11 protein-coding genes are annotated in these 16257 nt (G+C 60.8%); 2 read left to right on the top strand and 9 right to left on the bottom strand.

Annotated elements, in window-relative coordinates:
• The first annotated feature begins 158 nt into the window (after nt 1–158).
• Nucleotides 159–2348, top strand: a complete 2190-nt coding sequence (locus HFO71_RS34165) for an alpha-amylase family protein (protein ID WP_168340913.1) — start codon at nt 159–161, stop codon at nt 2346–2348.
• Nucleotides 2349–2444: 96 nt separating this feature from the next.
• Here HFO71_RS34165 and HFO71_RS34160 read toward each other — a convergent pair whose 3' ends face one another.
• From HFO71_RS34160 to HFO71_RS34120, 9 genes are all read right to left on the bottom strand, one after another.
• Nucleotides 2445–3242 (bottom strand): IclR family transcriptional regulator, encoded by a 798-nt coding sequence (locus tag HFO71_RS34160; RefSeq protein ID WP_338150508.1) that lies wholly within the window; start codon nt 3240–3242, stop codon nt 2445–2447.
• 83 nt (nt 3243–3325) lie between these two features.
• Nucleotides 3326–4321 (bottom strand): ABC transporter ATP-binding protein, encoded by a 996-nt coding sequence (locus HFO71_RS34155; RefSeq protein WP_130794883.1) that lies wholly within the window; start codon nt 4319–4321, stop codon nt 3326–3328.
• A complete protein-coding gene (locus HFO71_RS34150) occupies nt 4321–5328 on the bottom strand; it encodes an ABC transporter ATP-binding protein (protein ID WP_168340911.1) in 1008 nt (335 codons plus the stop codon). Before HFO71_RS34150 ends, HFO71_RS34155 begins: the two co-directional genes overlap by 1 nt.
• Entirely contained in the window at nt 5325–6209 is an 885-nt protein-coding gene (locus HFO71_RS34145; protein ID WP_168340910.1) for an ABC transporter permease, read from the bottom strand. The genes HFO71_RS34150 and HFO71_RS34145 overlap by 4 nt, the downstream gene beginning before the upstream one ends.
• The gene (locus HFO71_RS34140) at nt 6209–7186 is read right to left on the bottom strand and encodes an ABC transporter permease (RefSeq protein ID WP_221989043.1); all 978 of its coding nucleotides are present in this window, start codon (nt 7184–7186) and stop codon (nt 6209–6211) included. Before HFO71_RS34140 ends, HFO71_RS34145 begins: the two co-directional genes overlap by 1 nt.
• A 74-nt stretch (nt 7187–7260) precedes the next feature.
• Nucleotides 7261–9828, bottom strand: a complete 2568-nt coding sequence (locus HFO71_RS34135; protein WP_168340909.1) for a hypothetical protein — start codon at nt 9826–9828, stop codon at nt 7261–7263.
• Nucleotides 9829–10020: 192 nt separating this feature from the next.
• Nucleotides 10021–11637: an ABC transporter substrate-binding protein gene (locus tag HFO71_RS34130; RefSeq protein WP_168340908.1), complete on the bottom strand. Its 1617-nt coding sequence runs from the start codon at nt 11635–11637 to the stop codon at nt 10021–10023.
• 244 nt (nt 11638–11881) lie between these two features.
• Nucleotides 11882–13480: an ABC transporter substrate-binding protein gene (locus tag HFO71_RS34125; protein ID WP_168340907.1), complete on the bottom strand. Its 1599-nt coding sequence runs from the start codon at nt 13478–13480 to the stop codon at nt 11882–11884.
• Between the two features lie 25 nt (nt 13481–13505).
• A complete protein-coding gene (locus tag HFO71_RS34120) occupies nt 13506–14618 on the bottom strand; it encodes an enolase C-terminal domain-like protein (protein ID WP_168340906.1) in 1113 nt (370 codons plus the stop codon).
• 504 nt (nt 14619–15122) lie between these two features.
• Between HFO71_RS34120 and HFO71_RS34115 the strand changes: the two genes are divergently transcribed.
• Nucleotides 15123–16157, top strand: a complete 1035-nt coding sequence (locus tag HFO71_RS34115; protein WP_168340905.1) for a LacI family DNA-binding transcriptional regulator — start codon at nt 15123–15125, stop codon at nt 16155–16157.
• Nucleotides 16158–16257: the final 100 nt, after the last annotated feature.

The raw sequence follows: 16257 nt of genomic DNA, 5'->3' as shown, positions 1-16257 counted from the left end.
GATCGCTCCTTCCCAAGAAAGCCTGGCGAAGTCAACCGGAAGGGTAGGAGCAGCCCATACACTTTTCCGCATCGCGGAATTCTCGCCGAAGAACCGAGACGCGGGCCGCAAATTCTCTAACCTGTCGGCAGATCAATCGAAGAGAAAGCATTTATCGTATGGGATCGGAACCTTGGTACCACACGGCCAGACGTTGGGGCCAGACCAACTTGGTGGAGATCGACCCGGCACGCTACGATGGCGACTGGTGGCGGGAACACTGGCGCCGCACCCGTATCAACGGCGTGATCGTCAATGCCGGCGGTATCGTCAGCTATTATCCGACGAAATTCCCGCTGCATCACCGCGCCGAGGCGCTCGGCGAACGCGACCTTTATGGCGAGATCGTCGCAGCGGCCCGCAAGGAGGGCCTGAATGTCATCGCCCGCATGGATTCCAATCGCGTGGCCGAGGATTTCTACCGCGCTCATCCGGACTGGATCTGCCTCGACATCGAGGGTAAGCCATATCGACAGGCCGACAAATACCTCACCTGCATCAACTCGCCCTATTACAGCGAATATCTTCCGTTGATCATGGAAGAGATCATCGAGCGAAGCCGGCCAGATGGTTTCGCCGACAACAGCTGGGCAGGGATTCCGCGCAAGAACATCTGCTATTGCCGGTATTGCGAGGAGAAGTTCTTCACCTCATCGGGCGTTGATCTGCCGCGCCGCCACGACTGGGGCGATGAGAATTACCGGCTTTGGATCCGCTGGAACTTCCAGCGCCGCACAGATCTCTGGGAGCTGAACAACCGGGTCACGACCAAGGCCGGCGGCAGGGACTGCCATTGGATGGGCATGATCAGCGGCGACGTGCTCAACAATTGCAATCGCTTCATCGACCTGCCGGCTATCCTCAGCCGCAGTCCGATCGTGATGCTCGACCATCAGCGCCGGAACGGCGTCGACGGCTTCGAAGACAACACAGAAGCTGGCAAACGGCTCCACGAGGTCGGCGGTTGGGACAAACTCATCCCGGAAAGCACGCCGCAATATCAACTTGGTTCGCCTGCTTTCCGACTTGCCAGCATGCCGGTTGCCGAAGTCAGGCTCTGGTCATCGGCAGCTTTTGCAGGTGGTATCCAGCCATGGTGGCACCATATCGGCTCTTCGCATGAAGATCGCCGGCAATACACGACCGCCGAACCGATATTCACCTGGCACGAAGCGAACGAAGACGTTCTCTTCAACCGCCGGCCGGAAGCTGATGTCGGCGTCGTCTGGTCACAGACGAACCACGACTTCCACGGACGCGACCATGCCAACGACCGGACGATGAACCCCTATCGCGGTGCATTGAGGGCACTCGACCGAGCCGGCATCCCTCATCTTCCGGTGCATGCCGACGATATTGCCAAGGCGGCCGGTCGCTTCCGCGTCTTGATCCTGCCCAATCTCGCCGCCATCTCAGACGAACAGGCCGATGCCATCAGGGCCTTTGCCGCGCAGGGCGGGTCGGTGATCGCTACGTCGGAAACCAGCCTCTACAGCCAGCATGGCGACAAGCGCCCCGATTTTGCGCTTGCCGATCTGTTCGGCCTGCATAGCGAGGGCGCCAGCCTTGGCGGACAGGAACTGGCCAATGCCGATATCGAGACCAGCGCCCGTCATACCTATCTGCGGCTTTCACCTGAGCTTCGCGCCGGCGTGCACGGACCAAAAGACGAAACGGCGCCGAAGGCCTCAGGGGAGCGGCATCCGGTTCTCGCCGGTTTCGAGGAGACCGATACCCTGCCCTTCGGAGGCTTCCTGCCGGTCGTCGCTGTCGAAAGCGATGTTACGGTACTTGCAACCTTTATCCCGGATTTCCCGATCTATCCGCCGGAAACATCCTGGATGCGCAAGCCGCATACTGACCTGCCGGCGATCACCGTCCGAGAGGGTGCGAATGGGAGCAGTTTCGTCTGGTTCGTCGCCGATCTCGATCGGTGCTTCGCACGCGACGAGCAGTTCGAGCATGGCCAGCTGATTGCCAATGCAGTCAAGTGGATCCTGGCCGATCGCGCGTTTCTCGCGCTGGAGGGTGGCCATGGGTTCATCACTGCCGCGGCCTATCGGCAGGGTGAACGGCAGATTGTCCATCTCAACAACCGCATCCTCACCTCGCGTATCCCCGGCCGGCAAGCGGAACTCCTGCCTATCGGCCCGGTAACGCTGCGGCTACGGCGAAAGACGGCCTCGCGCGCCGCGCCTGACGTCGCCCTGAGGGTCAGTGGCCTTCAGCCGAAGGTTAAGGTCGAAGGCGAGGAATTGGTGATCGAGATCAGCCAGGTGCTCGATCATGAGGTCATCGTCGTAGGCTGATCGCCGACGCGAAAGGATCGGCCCGTTTTGCCACCGGGGCGGGCGATGCGGGCCGTCCACCATCCGAAAGGGTAACGGCACCGAAGACGGTGTCACTCACTCGGCCGCAATGTGACCAGGCAGAATTCCACCGAGACCGAGCGTTAAGCGGTCGGCGGCCTCGGCGACCAGCGACCCGAGCACTGCAATGCGATCCCCGGTGATCCGCGTGGCAAGACCCGAGACCGAAATGGCGCACAGTGCCTCTCCCTGGTGATCGTAGACGGTGGCGCCGACGCAACGCAATCCTGATTGGCACTCTTCATCGTCCACGGCGTGACCGTTCCGGCGGACCGTCTCAAGCTCTGCAACGAGGCCGGCACGGCGTGTGAGCGTATTTGCTGTCAGGCGCCGCAAGCCGTGGCACGCGAGGATCGCCGTGACGTCTTCATCTGCATAGGTTGCGAGAATGGCTTTGCCCATGGCAGAGGCTGCCATCGGCACGCTGCCCCCGACATGGGTGACGGCACGGGCGATCTCGCGGCTTTCGATCTGGCTCACCACCAGCATCTCGCCTTCATCGGCAATGCCGAGATTGACGGTCTCGCGGCTCTGATCTCGCAGACGGCGCAGAAACGGCAGGGCCGTGGCGGCAATATTGCGCTGGCGCGCGAAAGCGGAACCGACAGCGAAGGCCTGTCGACCGATATGCCAGAGACGGCCGGCGGGATCGAACCGGATGAACTGGCGTTGCTCGAGCGTCGTCAGCAGGCGGTGAACCGTCGAAGGTGCCAGTCCGGTGCGGCTGGCGAGGTCGCTGAGGCGGTTGCCCTCCTCATCTTCGCCCAACACTTCGAGCAACATCATCGCGCGATCGACGGACTGGACGCGGCCATGAAAATCCTTCTCTTCCACGGGTTTCATTCTCCTGTGTCAGACCGAGCTCAAGGATTTTGATGTCGTTACTAATAACGACGGCAAGCGGCGCATCCGCCGTCTCACGCCGGCACCGGAATCGGTTTGGGCTTGGCGAAATGGCAAGAGGCGAACTGGGCGGCAGCGACCTCGCGAAGCGGTGGGCGCTCGACCTTGCAGATATCCTGTGCGATCGGACAGCGGGTGTGGAAACTGCAGCCTGCGGGGATGCGCGTCGGGCTTGGCACATCCCCTTGGAGCACGATGCGGCTGGCCTTGCGATCCGGGTCGGGCTCGGGAGCTGCCGACAGCAACGCCTGCGTATAGGGATGCTGGGGAGCGTTGTACACGGAGCGCTTCGGGCCGATCTCGACGATGCGGCCGAGATACATGACGGCGACACGATCGGCGATATGACGCACCACGGCAAGATCATGGGCGATGAAGAGAAAGGAGAAGCCCTTCTTCTTCTGCAGATCCTGCATCAGGTTGATGATCTGCGCCTGCACGGAAACGTCGAGCGCGGAGACCGGCTCATCGGCGACGATGAAGCTTGGTTCAAGCGAGATTGCTCGGGCAATGCCGATGCGTTGGCGTTGGCCGCCAGAAAACTGGCGCGGATAGCGGTCCATGGCGCTCGGTGACAGACCGACCTGGTTCAGGAGGTCGGCGACACGCTCCCGCTTCTCCCGCTTGGAGCGGGTAAGACCGAAAGCATCGAGAGGCTCGCCGATGATATCGGCAACGCTGCGGCGGGGGCTGAGCGAGCCATAGGGGTCCTGAAAGATCATCTGCAGCTTCTGCCGCATCGCCCGCATCTTCTCATGCGAGAGCGTGGTCAGGTCGATCCCGTCGAAAACGATACGTCCGGCGCTCGGCTCGATCAGCCGCAACAGCAGGCGGCCGAAGGTGGATTTTCCGCAGCCGGATTCGCCGACGAGCGCCAACGTCTCGCCCTTCATCACTTCCAGGCTGATGTCGTCAACGGCCCTCACCTCTTGCTTCAGCTGCCCGAATGAGAGACCTCCGCCACTCGAGAAGACCTTCTGGATATTGTCGGCGCGCAGGATAGCCGTCATCACATTTTCTCCCCGATGGCTTGCAAGGGCGCCACTGCTTCTCCGGTGACCCAGCAGGCGGCCTTGTGCGAGGCGCCGAAGGAAAACATCGGCGGCATCTCGCGCGAGCATTTCTCGACGCGAAGTGGGCAGCGCGTATAGAAGGGACACCCCACTTTCACCGAGCCGGCGGCCGGGACCGAGCCAGGAATCTGGTAGAGTTGGCCACCGTCCTCGTCGCTAAGGCGCGGTATCGAGCGCAGCAATCCCCGGGTGTAGGGATGGCTGGGATTGGCGAAGATCGAACGGACGTCGCCGTTTTCGACGACATGACCGGCATACATGACGACTACCCGGTCGCAGACCTCGGCAATGACGCCTAAGTCGTGCGAGATAAGCAGCACGGCCGTGTTCAGCGTGCGGCGGATCTTCTGCACCAGGTCGAGCACCTGCGCCTGGATCGTGACGTCGAGAGCGGTGGTCGGCTCATCGGCGATCAGCAGCTTCGGATTGCACGCGACTGCCATGGCGATCATCACCCGTTGGCGCATGCCGCCTGAAAACTGGTGCGGATAGGCACCGAGGCGACCTTCCGCGTCGGGTATGCCGACGAGTTTCAGGAGCTCGATCACGCGGGCGCGGCGCTGCTCCCGGCTCATGTTTTCGTGCAGCTTGATCGCTTCGCCAATCTGGTCGCCGATCGTCATGACCGGATTGAGCGAACTCATCGGCTCCTGGAAGATCATGGCGATGTCGCGGCCGCGGATCTGCGGCATGCTGCGCGCCGGCAGCGTCAGGAGATTGGTGCCGTTGAACTCCACGCTGCCGGCGGAAATCCGGCAGATCTCCGGCAGCAGGCGCATGATGGCAAGCGAAGTGACCGACTTGCCCGAGCCTGATTCGCCAACGATGCCGACCGCGCCACCAGCCTCGACCTCCAGGCTGACGCCGTTGACAGCGCGAATGGGGTTGGCCGGGGAACCGAAATCGACCGTCAGGTTTTGGATTTTCAGCAAGGGTGCAGTCATTGGGCGGTCTCCGGGTCCAGTACGTCCCGCACGGCATCGCCCAGCAGGTTGAAGGCTAGCACGACGCAGGTGATGGCGATGCCCGCACCGATGACCGGCCACGAGGATCCGAACAGGTTGTTGAGGCCATCACGAATGATATTGCCCCAGCTCGGGTTCGGGGGCTGTGTGCCGATGCCGAGAAAGCTCAGCGAGGCTTCGAGGCGGATGGCAGAGGCAACCCAGAGCGTCATAAGCACGACGATCGGCGCGGCGATATTCGGGATGATGTGACGGAAGATGATGACCGGCGTACGCACGCCAACGGCGATCGCCGCCTCGACATAGGGCTCCTGCTTGACAGCGAGCGTCGATGCGCGTGCCACGCGAGCAAAACCCGGAATGAAAGCAACGGTGATAACCGTGATGATGTTCCAGAAGCCGCCGCCGAGCACGGCCGCGATGATGATCGCGAGCAGCAACTCCGGAAAGGCTAGGAGCAGGTCGATGACGCGCGAGATGATGCGGTCTGTAATGCCGCCGAAATAGCCCGCGACGACGCCGAGGATCGTGCCAAAAATCGCCGCCAGGATCGGCGAGGTGATGCCGAAGATCAGCGAATTTCGCGAACCGTAGATCATGCGAGAGAGTACGTCGCGGCCGAACTGGTCGGTGCCGAGCCAATGCTGCATGGACGGCGTCTTGTTGATCGCGAGGATGCTTTGGGCCAGCGGGTCGTAGGGCGCCAGCCACGGCGCAAAGACCGCCACGAAGATAAAGCTGACAGCGATGACAAGAGCAAAGCTTGTGGAGATTCGGCCGTAGACGATCCATTTTATGGCATCCGCCAGACGATGATCATCGGCAATGACAGGGGGAGTTGGTTCAAATGTCGTAGTCATCACTTCACCCGAATTCGCGGATCGACAACGATGTAGAGGAGGTCCATCAGCAGGTTGACCAGCACCACGAGCATGGCGAAGACCACCACGCCGCCTTGGATCACGGCATAGTCGCGCTCGGCGATGGCGCTGATGAGAAGCTTGCCGATGCCTGGGCGGTTGAAGACCAATTCGATGGCAACCGAGCCGGAGAGCGTCGCCAGCATGCTCAGTCCCATGCCTGTCGTCAGCGGCAGCAAGGCATTGCGCAAACCGTGGCGATAGATCACGCGCGTCTCGCGTGCACCCTTGGCACGGGCGGTACGCACGTAGTCGCGACCGAGCACCTCGAGCAGCGATGTTCGTGTCAGGCGGCCCATGAAGGCGGCTTTGACAAAGGCGAGCGTCAGCGCCGGCAGGAAGACATGGTGCATCCGATCGACGAAACCCGTGCCGCCGCCATTGATCGGGAACCAGCCGAGATTGAGCGAGAAGACGATCAAAAGCAGCGCGCCGAGATAGAAGTCCGGTATGGCATAGCCGACCAGCGAGAAGGCCCGCATGGCCGAGTCCGGCGTCTTGTTGCGGTTCGTCGCGGCATAGACGCCGAAGGGAACGCCGACGGCAAGACCCATCACCATGGCGACGATGGTGAGCTCGATCGTATAGGGCAGATTGTAGGCGATCAGGCCGAGGACGCTCTGGCCCGTCATCAGCGACTTGCCAAGATCGAGCGTGAAGACCCCGATGACGAAGTTGATATATTGGTGCCAGAGGGGCACGTTGAGGCCCATCTTTTCGCGGAACAGAGCCAGCTGGTCGGCCGTCGCCATGTCGCCGAGCGCCGCAATCGCCGGGTCGCCCGGCAGGATGCGCATGGCAATGAAGACCAGCGTCAGCACCAGCAGTATCGTCGGGATGGCATCAGCCAGCCTGAGCAACAGGTATCGGGCCATGTAGAGCTCTTCCTCCGTTTCCGCCGCGATCGGCGGCGTCATTTCGTTTTCTCCACGTCTGCTGCTTCAGGCAGTAGACGTGGAGAGGTGAAGGCGCGGCCACCTGGCCGCGAACCTCAGCTTTGCAGGACCGTGTAGTATGGCTCGTTGGCCAGCTTGCCATCGAGGCCAGGCGTCAGCACGGCCTGTCCGTTCTTCTTCGAGCTGACAAAATATTGCAGGTGGAACTCGGACTGGGTGTAATCGCCGGAAATTGAGGCCGCGTAACCTTCGCCGGTTCGCGACATCGTCGTCGATTTCCACCGTTCGGCCTGGTTGACGTGGCGGTAGTGCAGGATCGGTTCGTCGTCCATTTCGCCGCTGACGCGGACATCGAACCCGGCGCCGGCATTGAAGGACACGGCCGCCTCGACTTGCAGACTGCCCGCGACGACCGCCCGGCGTGCCTTGATGGCATCGATCGCCGCTTGAACCGTCTCGTCTGCTTTGACGGATTCATACTTTCCGCCGCCGCGCAGCGATTCGAGATCGAGAAGCTCGGCCTGGATCTGCGGCAGACGCGTGTGCCAGGAGCCGCGCAGCCAGGATTGCGGCCCATAGGTCAAATCGTCCTGGTACAAATCGCGCGAGATGTCGGCGACCCGTTCCCAGGCCATGACGGAGCGGCGCGCGTGATCGAGAAGCGGCTCCACCAGCGATGAGACCTTGGTGGCGACGAAGAGCTCCGCCCAGCAGGCAGCCCGGAACTTCTCGGCAAAGAAGCGCGCGAGCCCGCCGCAGATTTCGACATCGACAATGATGCGCTGCACGGCCGGGGTCGCAAAACTGGCCGTCTTCTTGGCGTCGAGCACGGCCTGGTCGCAGCCTTCCGCAAGCTCTTCCAGCCAGTCGGCGATGTCGAACGGCGTATAGCGGTGCGACGCCTTGCCGGCCAAGAGCAATTCCGCATATTCGCGCGCCGTCACGAAGAGGGCGGAATCGAAGGTCGGCGCATTGCCGAAACGAACCGGCCCGTCCATGTCGAAGCCATAAGCGCGCTGCCCCGTGCCCTCGATCAGCGGCAGGTTGGTATAAACCTCCGGCCAGTAGTGATTGTTCGAGACAGAGGGACCGTGGGTGAGACTGACGAGCGGCAGCACCTTGCCGGCAAAAGACAGGCCCTTTTCGCAATATTCGGCCGCATCGCCGCATTCATGCGCGAGGTAGCGCATCCAGCTATCGCGCGGGGCTTCCGGATAATAAAGCAAGCGGCCCCAGACGCGGTACTGATAGTCGTATTTCTGCCAGTCGTAGCGCGTTGCCATGCCTTGTTTCTGGTAATTGAAGCGGCCGCCTGGGATACCGGTGCCCATGCGCCCCTTGAAACTTTGCGGCTCGCACCACTCCACGCCATCGGAGCCGGCGAACATCGAACTGCGGCCGTAACCTGCTGCAAGATCGGGATCGCCCCAGAGGAGCACGCGCTGCGTGCCGGCCCAGATGCGGTAAATGACCTTGTAGTCCTTGTCCTTGGTCAGAAGGTCGCCGTAGCTGTAGCGCAGGAACTTGCGGGAACCTTCGCTCAGCTTCTCGCGCTCGCTACGCGCCACTTCCGGCGGATATTCGCGGTCGCGGATGGCGGACTGGTGGTAGGGCAGCCCCATATGCTCGGCGAGATATTTGGGCGAAGCGGCAAAAGGCATGCCGGTTTCGCGGGCAATCTGCAGCATCGCGTGGTCGAGGCCCTTGCCGTGCATGTCGATCTCGATCGGCCGCCCGGCGGCGGCAACACCCGCAAAAGCTTCCTTCCAGAAGCCATAGTCGCCTTCTGCAATGCCGCCTTCCACATGGACGCGGAAAGTCAGACCGGTGATCTCCGGAACCTCAGTCAGCAGCTGCGTCAGCGCCGCCCGGCAATACGGTGCCAGATTGGCGTCGGTCACGCCCGCCACGGTGTAGTTGGCGCGTGGCACATCGTCGAAGTCATACCGCTGGGTCCATAGCGCGAGCTGGAATTCCAGTCCGCGCTTCGCCGCCTCGCGGGCAATGAACTTCAGCATCTCCAGATTGGTGTCGCGCTCCTCTTCGGAAAGCTCGACAATCTCGACCTCGAAACCCTGCACCTTCATGAGGAAGGGATAGGGGAAGTAGAAGTAGACGTCTGTGATCCACGGATTGTGATAGGGGTAGTTATAGCCCATGCCGAGCGTCAGCGAGAAACGATTGAAGCGGTTCGAAGCGAGCATGGTGAGATAGTCGCGCCATTGCTGCTTGTCGTAGAACCAGGCCTTGTCCTCTTCCTCGCTGCAAAAGAGACGGGCCATGCTGCGGATGCGCGCCGAGGGCTTTTCAACCACCGGAAAGGTCCCCTCGAAAATATCCGCCCCTTGCGCATAGCGGGCCCGGTCGGCGAGCTCCGTCAGAGCGAAGACGAGACCACGGTCATCGCGGCCCCAGGCAACAATGTGCGCGCCCTCGCGATAGAGCGTGAAGGACTCTTCCTTCCCCGGCAATTCGACCGGCGAATTCAGCGATGGCCTGTCATTTCCCGTAACGACCTCGACCAGCGGGCCCCCATTGGTCGCGCTGCCTTCGGTCGAAGAAACGCCGCGGCGTTTCAGGGCCGCCCTCAATTCCGAGGCGGCCCAGCGGACAGAATCTGATGCTCCTGTCGGGAGGGCGATGGTGACCGACGCATATGTCATTGCCTGCAAATCCTTTGCGATTAGACCTGATGGAGGCCTGGCGCCTCCGTTCAATTCGAGCCGGCTTCACCCTGGGGCAAAGCCTCGCCCCCGCCGCGAGCGGGAGTGACACGACCACCCTCCCCGGAACAAACAGCCCCGGGGATCTTTCAGAGCGGCGGATGAAAGGCGCGGATAACCGCTAGTCGCGTCTCAGACGAACTTTGCCTTGGTAAGGCGCCAATGCGCATAGCCCGACTTCAGCTCGTAGCCGAGATCGACCGAAGGCGAACGAACGACCAGATAGCCGTTGTCCGAGATCGGCAGCAGCGGCATGTCGCTGAGGAACTTCACCTCGATCTCCTGCACCAGCTTCATGCGCTTACCGAGATCGGGCTCGTCCATGGCTTTGCCGAGAAGATCGTCAATGCCAGGGATCGCGACGCCGTAATGACTGAAGTTCGGGCCCCCTGATCCATCCGACTTGACCTCGGCATTGGCCGACAGCTGTTCGATGATCGCCTGAGTCGGGACCGGCGGATAGGCCGCCGAGCGCTGGTACATGGTATTGGTGCCCTTGCCCTGGTCGGCATGAAAGGCCGTGTGGTCCTTGATGTTCAGCTTCATGTCGATGCCGCCGGCGCGAAGCTGCTGCTGAATGATCAGCATCACCGAGGAATAGTCCTCGCGCTGAGAGGTGTCGGCCGTGAAGCTGAAGCCGTTCGGGAAGCCCGCTTCGCCGAGAAGCTGCTTGGCCTTCTCCGGATTGTAGTCGTAGCGGACTTCTTCGGGGATGCTGTCCTTGGTAAAGCCGCCCAGATAGGAGGGCGGATTGATGCCGTAGGTCCGCTGGCTGACCGGCGACATCGCAGCGGCGATTTCATCGCGGTTGATGAGATAGGCGACGGCATGGCGGACACGGATATCGTCGAAGGGCTTCACCTGCAGGTTCATCTGGATGGTGAAGAAGCTTCCAGGCGATGCGACGTCGAAGAGAAGCGCGGAATTGCGCTGCTGCATGGAGGGAACCCAGCCCGGAGAGCGCACGCCCTCGATCATGTGGACGTCACCCGAAAGCAACGCCAGTGTGCGCGCCGTCGTATCGGCGATATACATGACCTGCATGTTCGGGATGTTCGGAGCGCCGCCAAAATAATCCGCATTGGCCTTGAGCTTGACGCCCTGAGACGGGTCGCTCTCGACGCTTTCGAGCTGGTAAGGCCCCGTGCCGATCGGATCCTTCTCGATCGCTTCCTTGCCCTTTTCCTTGTAAGCCTTGGCCGAAATGACGCTGGCCGAATAGTGGCTGAGCGGCCCGATCGGGAATAGCGGATCCGGCTGCGACAGCGTGAAGGTCACCTTATACGGCCCGTCTGTCTTCACGTCGGCGATGTTGTCGAAAAGGACGCGGTTGGCGCTGATCTCCTTGGTATCGCGCAGACGGTCAAACGTGAACTTCACGTCGTCGGCCGTCATCTCGCCATAGCCTTTGTGGAACTGGACGCCCCTGCGAAGCTGGAAAGTCCAGACCTTTGCATCGGGGGACATGGTCCAGCTTTCGGCAAGGCTCGGCTGAACCTCGCTGATGTTATCGGGGAAATGGCCGAGCGGCAACTCCACCAGCAGGTCGTGAATATGGATGATTGCCCATTCGTCGGCGCCCTGGATGGATTTCGCCGGGTCGATCGTCCGGACGCCGCGGGCAGCAAAAGCGAGCCTCAGCGTATCCTGGCTCTGCGCGAAGGCCTTTGTGCCCAGCGTCGTCATCAGGCTTGCGCTGACCATCGCGGCGGCGGAATTTCCAATGAATCTACGTCTGCTAATCGCCATGCTTCGATCCTCCCTTATCGAGCTGCTTCCCAATGCCAGCGTGCTTCCAAGATCCGGAACGGCTGGATATTGCTCAAGTATGGTAGCGCTACCACCTACCCTGGTCAAGTTTTGGCAAGGCAGTTATTCTTGCGAAACTGGAACTTCACTTGTGCAAAAATCGCTGCGGCAACCCGCAAACCCAAAGGGCGGATATAGCCAACCGCAAGCCGTTCTGCGTGCTGCCAAAACGATGTCATCGTCGTTACACCGTCTTCGCGGCACGGTGGAACCGCCAGCGTGCATAGCCACTCTGCACCTTGTAGCCGAGGTCGAGACGAGCGTTGCGCGCCACCGTGAAGGACAGGTTGGCCAAGCCGACCAGCGGCAGGTCGCGCAGCACCTGCAGCTCGATCTTCTTGCAATTGTCCACATAGGTGTTGAAGTCGGTCGACTGGAGCGCCTTGCCCAGGATATCGTCGATGCCGGGGATCGCTACACCGTAATGGCTGTAGTTCAGGCCGCCTGAACCATCAGATTTCACTTCGGACTTAACCGAAAGCTGCTGGAAATAGAGCTGCGTCGGGATCGGCGGATAGCTCGACGAATGCAGGGCAAGCGTATTCTTGTCCATCTTGTTGTCTGCGTGATAGGCCGTATGGTCGCCGATCTTCAGGTTCATCCGCATGCCCACGGCGCGCAGTTGCTCCTGCACGATCAACATGATCGAGGAATAATCCTCGCGCTGGCTGCAATTGCTGTCGAAGTCGAAACCATCAGGGAATCCCGCCTCCGCCAAAAGCGCCTTCGCCTTCTCCGGATCCGGCTTGTATTGCAGTTCCGGCGGCAGGTCTTCGGTCTTGAACCCGGCCGGGAAGAAATCGGGCTGCAGTCCGGCTGTAAAACCGCCCATCGGCTTCAGCGCATCGGCGATCGCATGCCGGTCGATCGCATACATCAGCGCCTGGCGCACCTTCAGATTGTCGAAAGGCTTGCGGTTCAGGTTGACATGCAGCGTGTTGAAGGAGCCCGGCGATGTCATGTCGATGATCAGGGTCGGATCACGCTGCAACATGGAATCCACCCATCCCGGCGCGCGCACAGCCTCGATCATGTCGACGTCACCGGACAGAAGCGCAAGCGTGCGCGACGTCGTGTCCGCCATATAGACGCATTCGACATTTGGCGTCTTTGCCTTGTCTCCCCAATAGGCTTCGTGGCGCTTCATCGCGGTCCCCCATTGGGGATCGAAACGTGTCAGCTCGTAGGGTCCGGTGCCGACGGCATCGGTCTGGAATTTCTCAACGCCGATCGCATCGACGGCCTTCTTTGAAACGATCGAGGTGTTGTTGGAGAAGATGGTCGTGCCGAGCAAGTTCACATCGGCCGTCTTCAGCGAGACCGTCACACTATAGGGGCCGTCAGCGACGACGTCGGCGATATTGCTGAGGATCGCCATGTTGGTGCCGCCGGCGATCGCCCGCTTGTATGAGAAGACCACGTCATCGGCGGTCATCTCGCCGTAACCCTTGTGAAACTGCACGCCTTCGCGCAGCTTGAAAGTCCAGCTCTTGGCGTCCGGAGACATCGTCCATTCGGTGGCGAGCGTCGGCAGATACTGGTCGGGAGCCGTCGCGAAAGTGCCGTCAGCGGGACGAACAAGCTGCTCGTACATCTGCTCCGTCGCCCAGTTGTCGCCGCCCTGGGTCGTCAGGTTCGGGTCGCTGGTGCGCGGTCCGCCGGCGGCGATGCCGATGCGGATTACATTGGGATCGCTGGCAGCGCGCGCGCCCTTAATGCCGATCATCGTTAGCGCGGTGGAAGCCACCGCAACTTCAAGAAACTGGCGTCTCTTCAGGTTCATTTCCTTTTCCTCCCGGGGGTCGGCGTTACACGCGCCGTCTGTCAAGTTCAGCATCGATGACGGAAAGGCCGAGACCGGGGCCGGACGGCACCGTGAACTTGCCGTTTGACGGTTTCGGCGGATTGGCGAAGGCGACATGCATACGCGTTGACGGATCGGCAAATTCAGCCGGCTTCGTCATATGCATGATGGTCGCAAGCACATGCAGGTTGGCGGCATGGCCGATGGTCGGCTGCGTCTGGTGCGGCACCAGCTCGACACCGTGCGCGGAGCAGATCGCTGCGCATTGCATGAGGCCGGTGATGCCGCCCATCTTGATGATATCAGGCTGCACCATGCGCACGCCGGCATTGATCATGTCGACAACAGCCTGGGTTGTGTAGGACTGTTCGGCGGCCGAAACGGTGATATCCAGTCGTTGCGCCACCTCACCCATGGCGCGGACATTGTAATGCTGTACCGGCTCTTCGAACCAGATATAGCCCAAGTCTTCCAGCGCTCGTCCGACACGGATCGCGCCGCCAACCGAATATTGGTTGTTGGCGTCGAACGCGAGCGGGAAATCGTCGCCGACGAGCTCGCGCACGGCCCGTGCTTTGGCGATATCGCCGGGGATATCATAGTCTTGACGGGTGCGATCCCCATCCCAGCGGATTTTGATGGCCGCCGGCGTCTCGGCCTTTAGCCGCGCCTCGACAACCCGCACAGTCTCCTCGACGGTTCGGCCAAAATTGTTTCCGATCGAGGCGTAAAAAGGAATTTCGGTTCGCCACGCGCCGCCAAGCAGCTTGTAGATCGGCAGGTTGAAATACTTACCCTTGATGTCCCAAAGGGCAATGTCGAGCGCGGCGAGTGCGCCGGTTACAGCACCTTCCGGACCGAGCTTGACGTATTTGTGCAGAAGCCGGTCGTTGAGGATTGAATGATCGAGCGCATCGGAGCCGATTAGCGAAGGGGCGAAATCTCTGATCACACCGAGGGAGTGCTCGCCGCCCATCATTGGTGAAGCCTCGCCGTGGCCGACGATGCCGTCTTCGGTCACCACACGAATGAACGCCGTGCGCCGTCCCGGCGCATCGTTTGCTTCCCAGCTGACTTGAAAAGCTTCCACGGATTTTATGACGGTCGGCTTGGACACATTCACTCCTTGTCTTCTTGCATGCAGCAGCGGGCTGAGCGCCAACTACCGGCGGCTTTAACGCCGCGCCTTGCGAAGGACATACGAAAGGGATCGGAGCCACGCCTCCGCGCAACATCTATCCTCGCGATATCCTCCCAACAGCCGCGGACAAATACGTTCCTCGGGGCCGTTCGAGAGGAGATTACGCGTTTTGCATCCGTATGCAATAGGAAATTTCAATATCTCTTCGTGAAGTGAATCTCTAACCTCAAACTGACGGCTGCGCGGAAGGTGCCTTCAAATTCACGCTATAGCACAGACTTTCTTCCACTTTTTGTCCGTCATTTCCGCGCTTTTTACACATCTCACCATTCGATTGAATGATTGAAAAAAATGAATGCGCATGCAACATCGTGGGTGAGACATGGTCCGTTGAATTGTCAGAACGGACAACTTACGGTCTGGGAAGGAAAGCGGTCAGGAGAGATGACACTGCGCAAGGCTGGATCGCCGGATGACGGTATGAAACGCAAGCCTATCACGGCGCGCGAGCTTGCTCGCATGATCGGCGTCAGTCAGTCCGCCGTTTCGCGCGCCTTCACGCCAGGCGCTAGCATCGCCGCGGATCTGCGGGAAAAAATTCTGCAGCACGCGGCTGAAATGGATTACCACCCGAATGCCATCGCCAGCATGCTTTCAAAGAGCAGGACGAATATCATCGGCATCGTCGTCTCCGATATGCAGAACCCCTTTTATCCGGCGCTCATCGAAAAGCTTTCACGCGCACTGCAGGAGATCGGGCAACAGAGCCTGCTCTTCAACATCGCCAGAGGCTCCAATCTCGAGGATCAGCTTTCGGCGTTGCGCCGCTACAACGTAGACGCTGTCATCGTCATCTCGGCGACGATCCTCTCCGCCCAGACACTCCTCTGGGCGACGGAAGGCCGGGCGGCGATCCTGATCAACAGGATCATCGAAGATGTCGATCTGAGCTGCGTGGCCTGCGACAATGCCCAGGGCGCACGGGCTGTTGCCGACCATTTCAATGCGCTCGGACGCCGTCACGTCGCCTATGTCGCCGGTCTCAGCCATACGAGCACCAACAGCGAGCGCCGGAACGCCTTCATCACCCGCGTTGCCGAACTCGGCATGGTTCTTTCGACACAGATCGAAGGCAGCGAATATAGTTATGATGCTGGTCGTCGAGCGGCGATGAAGGTGGTCGACAACGCGCCGAAGACCGATGCGATCTTCTTCGCGAACGACATTCTTGCCATCGGCGGCATCGACGCGCTGAAAGAACAGGCCGGGCGTCGTGTTCCCGAAGATATTGCCGTTGCAGGCTTTGACGATATCGCCATTGCCGGCTGGCCTCACTATGACCTCACCACCTTCCGCCAGCCGGTCGATGAAATGGTCCGGGTCGTTGTCCGGATGGTCGAAGAGGGCTCCTGTGCACCGGGCAAGCCACCGATCGTCAAGCGGCTCTCAGGCGAGCTCGTTATACGCGGGTCGACCGCCCCAGCCCATCATGGCTGCTCTGCAACGCCCGGCTGACCGTAGTGACGGAAATACCGAGGTGTACGCGAGCTTGCGTAGCGTCGCTCTAGGAAGCATGGCGCGGTGAGGCGGATTGAATAACACAATTGCGCCCGCT

The organism is Rhizobium laguerreae (genome assembly GCF_019778565.1).
Classification (GTDB): Bacteria; Pseudomonadota; Alphaproteobacteria; order Rhizobiales; family Rhizobiaceae; genus Rhizobium; species Rhizobium laguerreae.
Note: the sequence above shows the minus strand (reverse complement) of the source record. Positions and strands in the feature narration are given on the sequence as shown.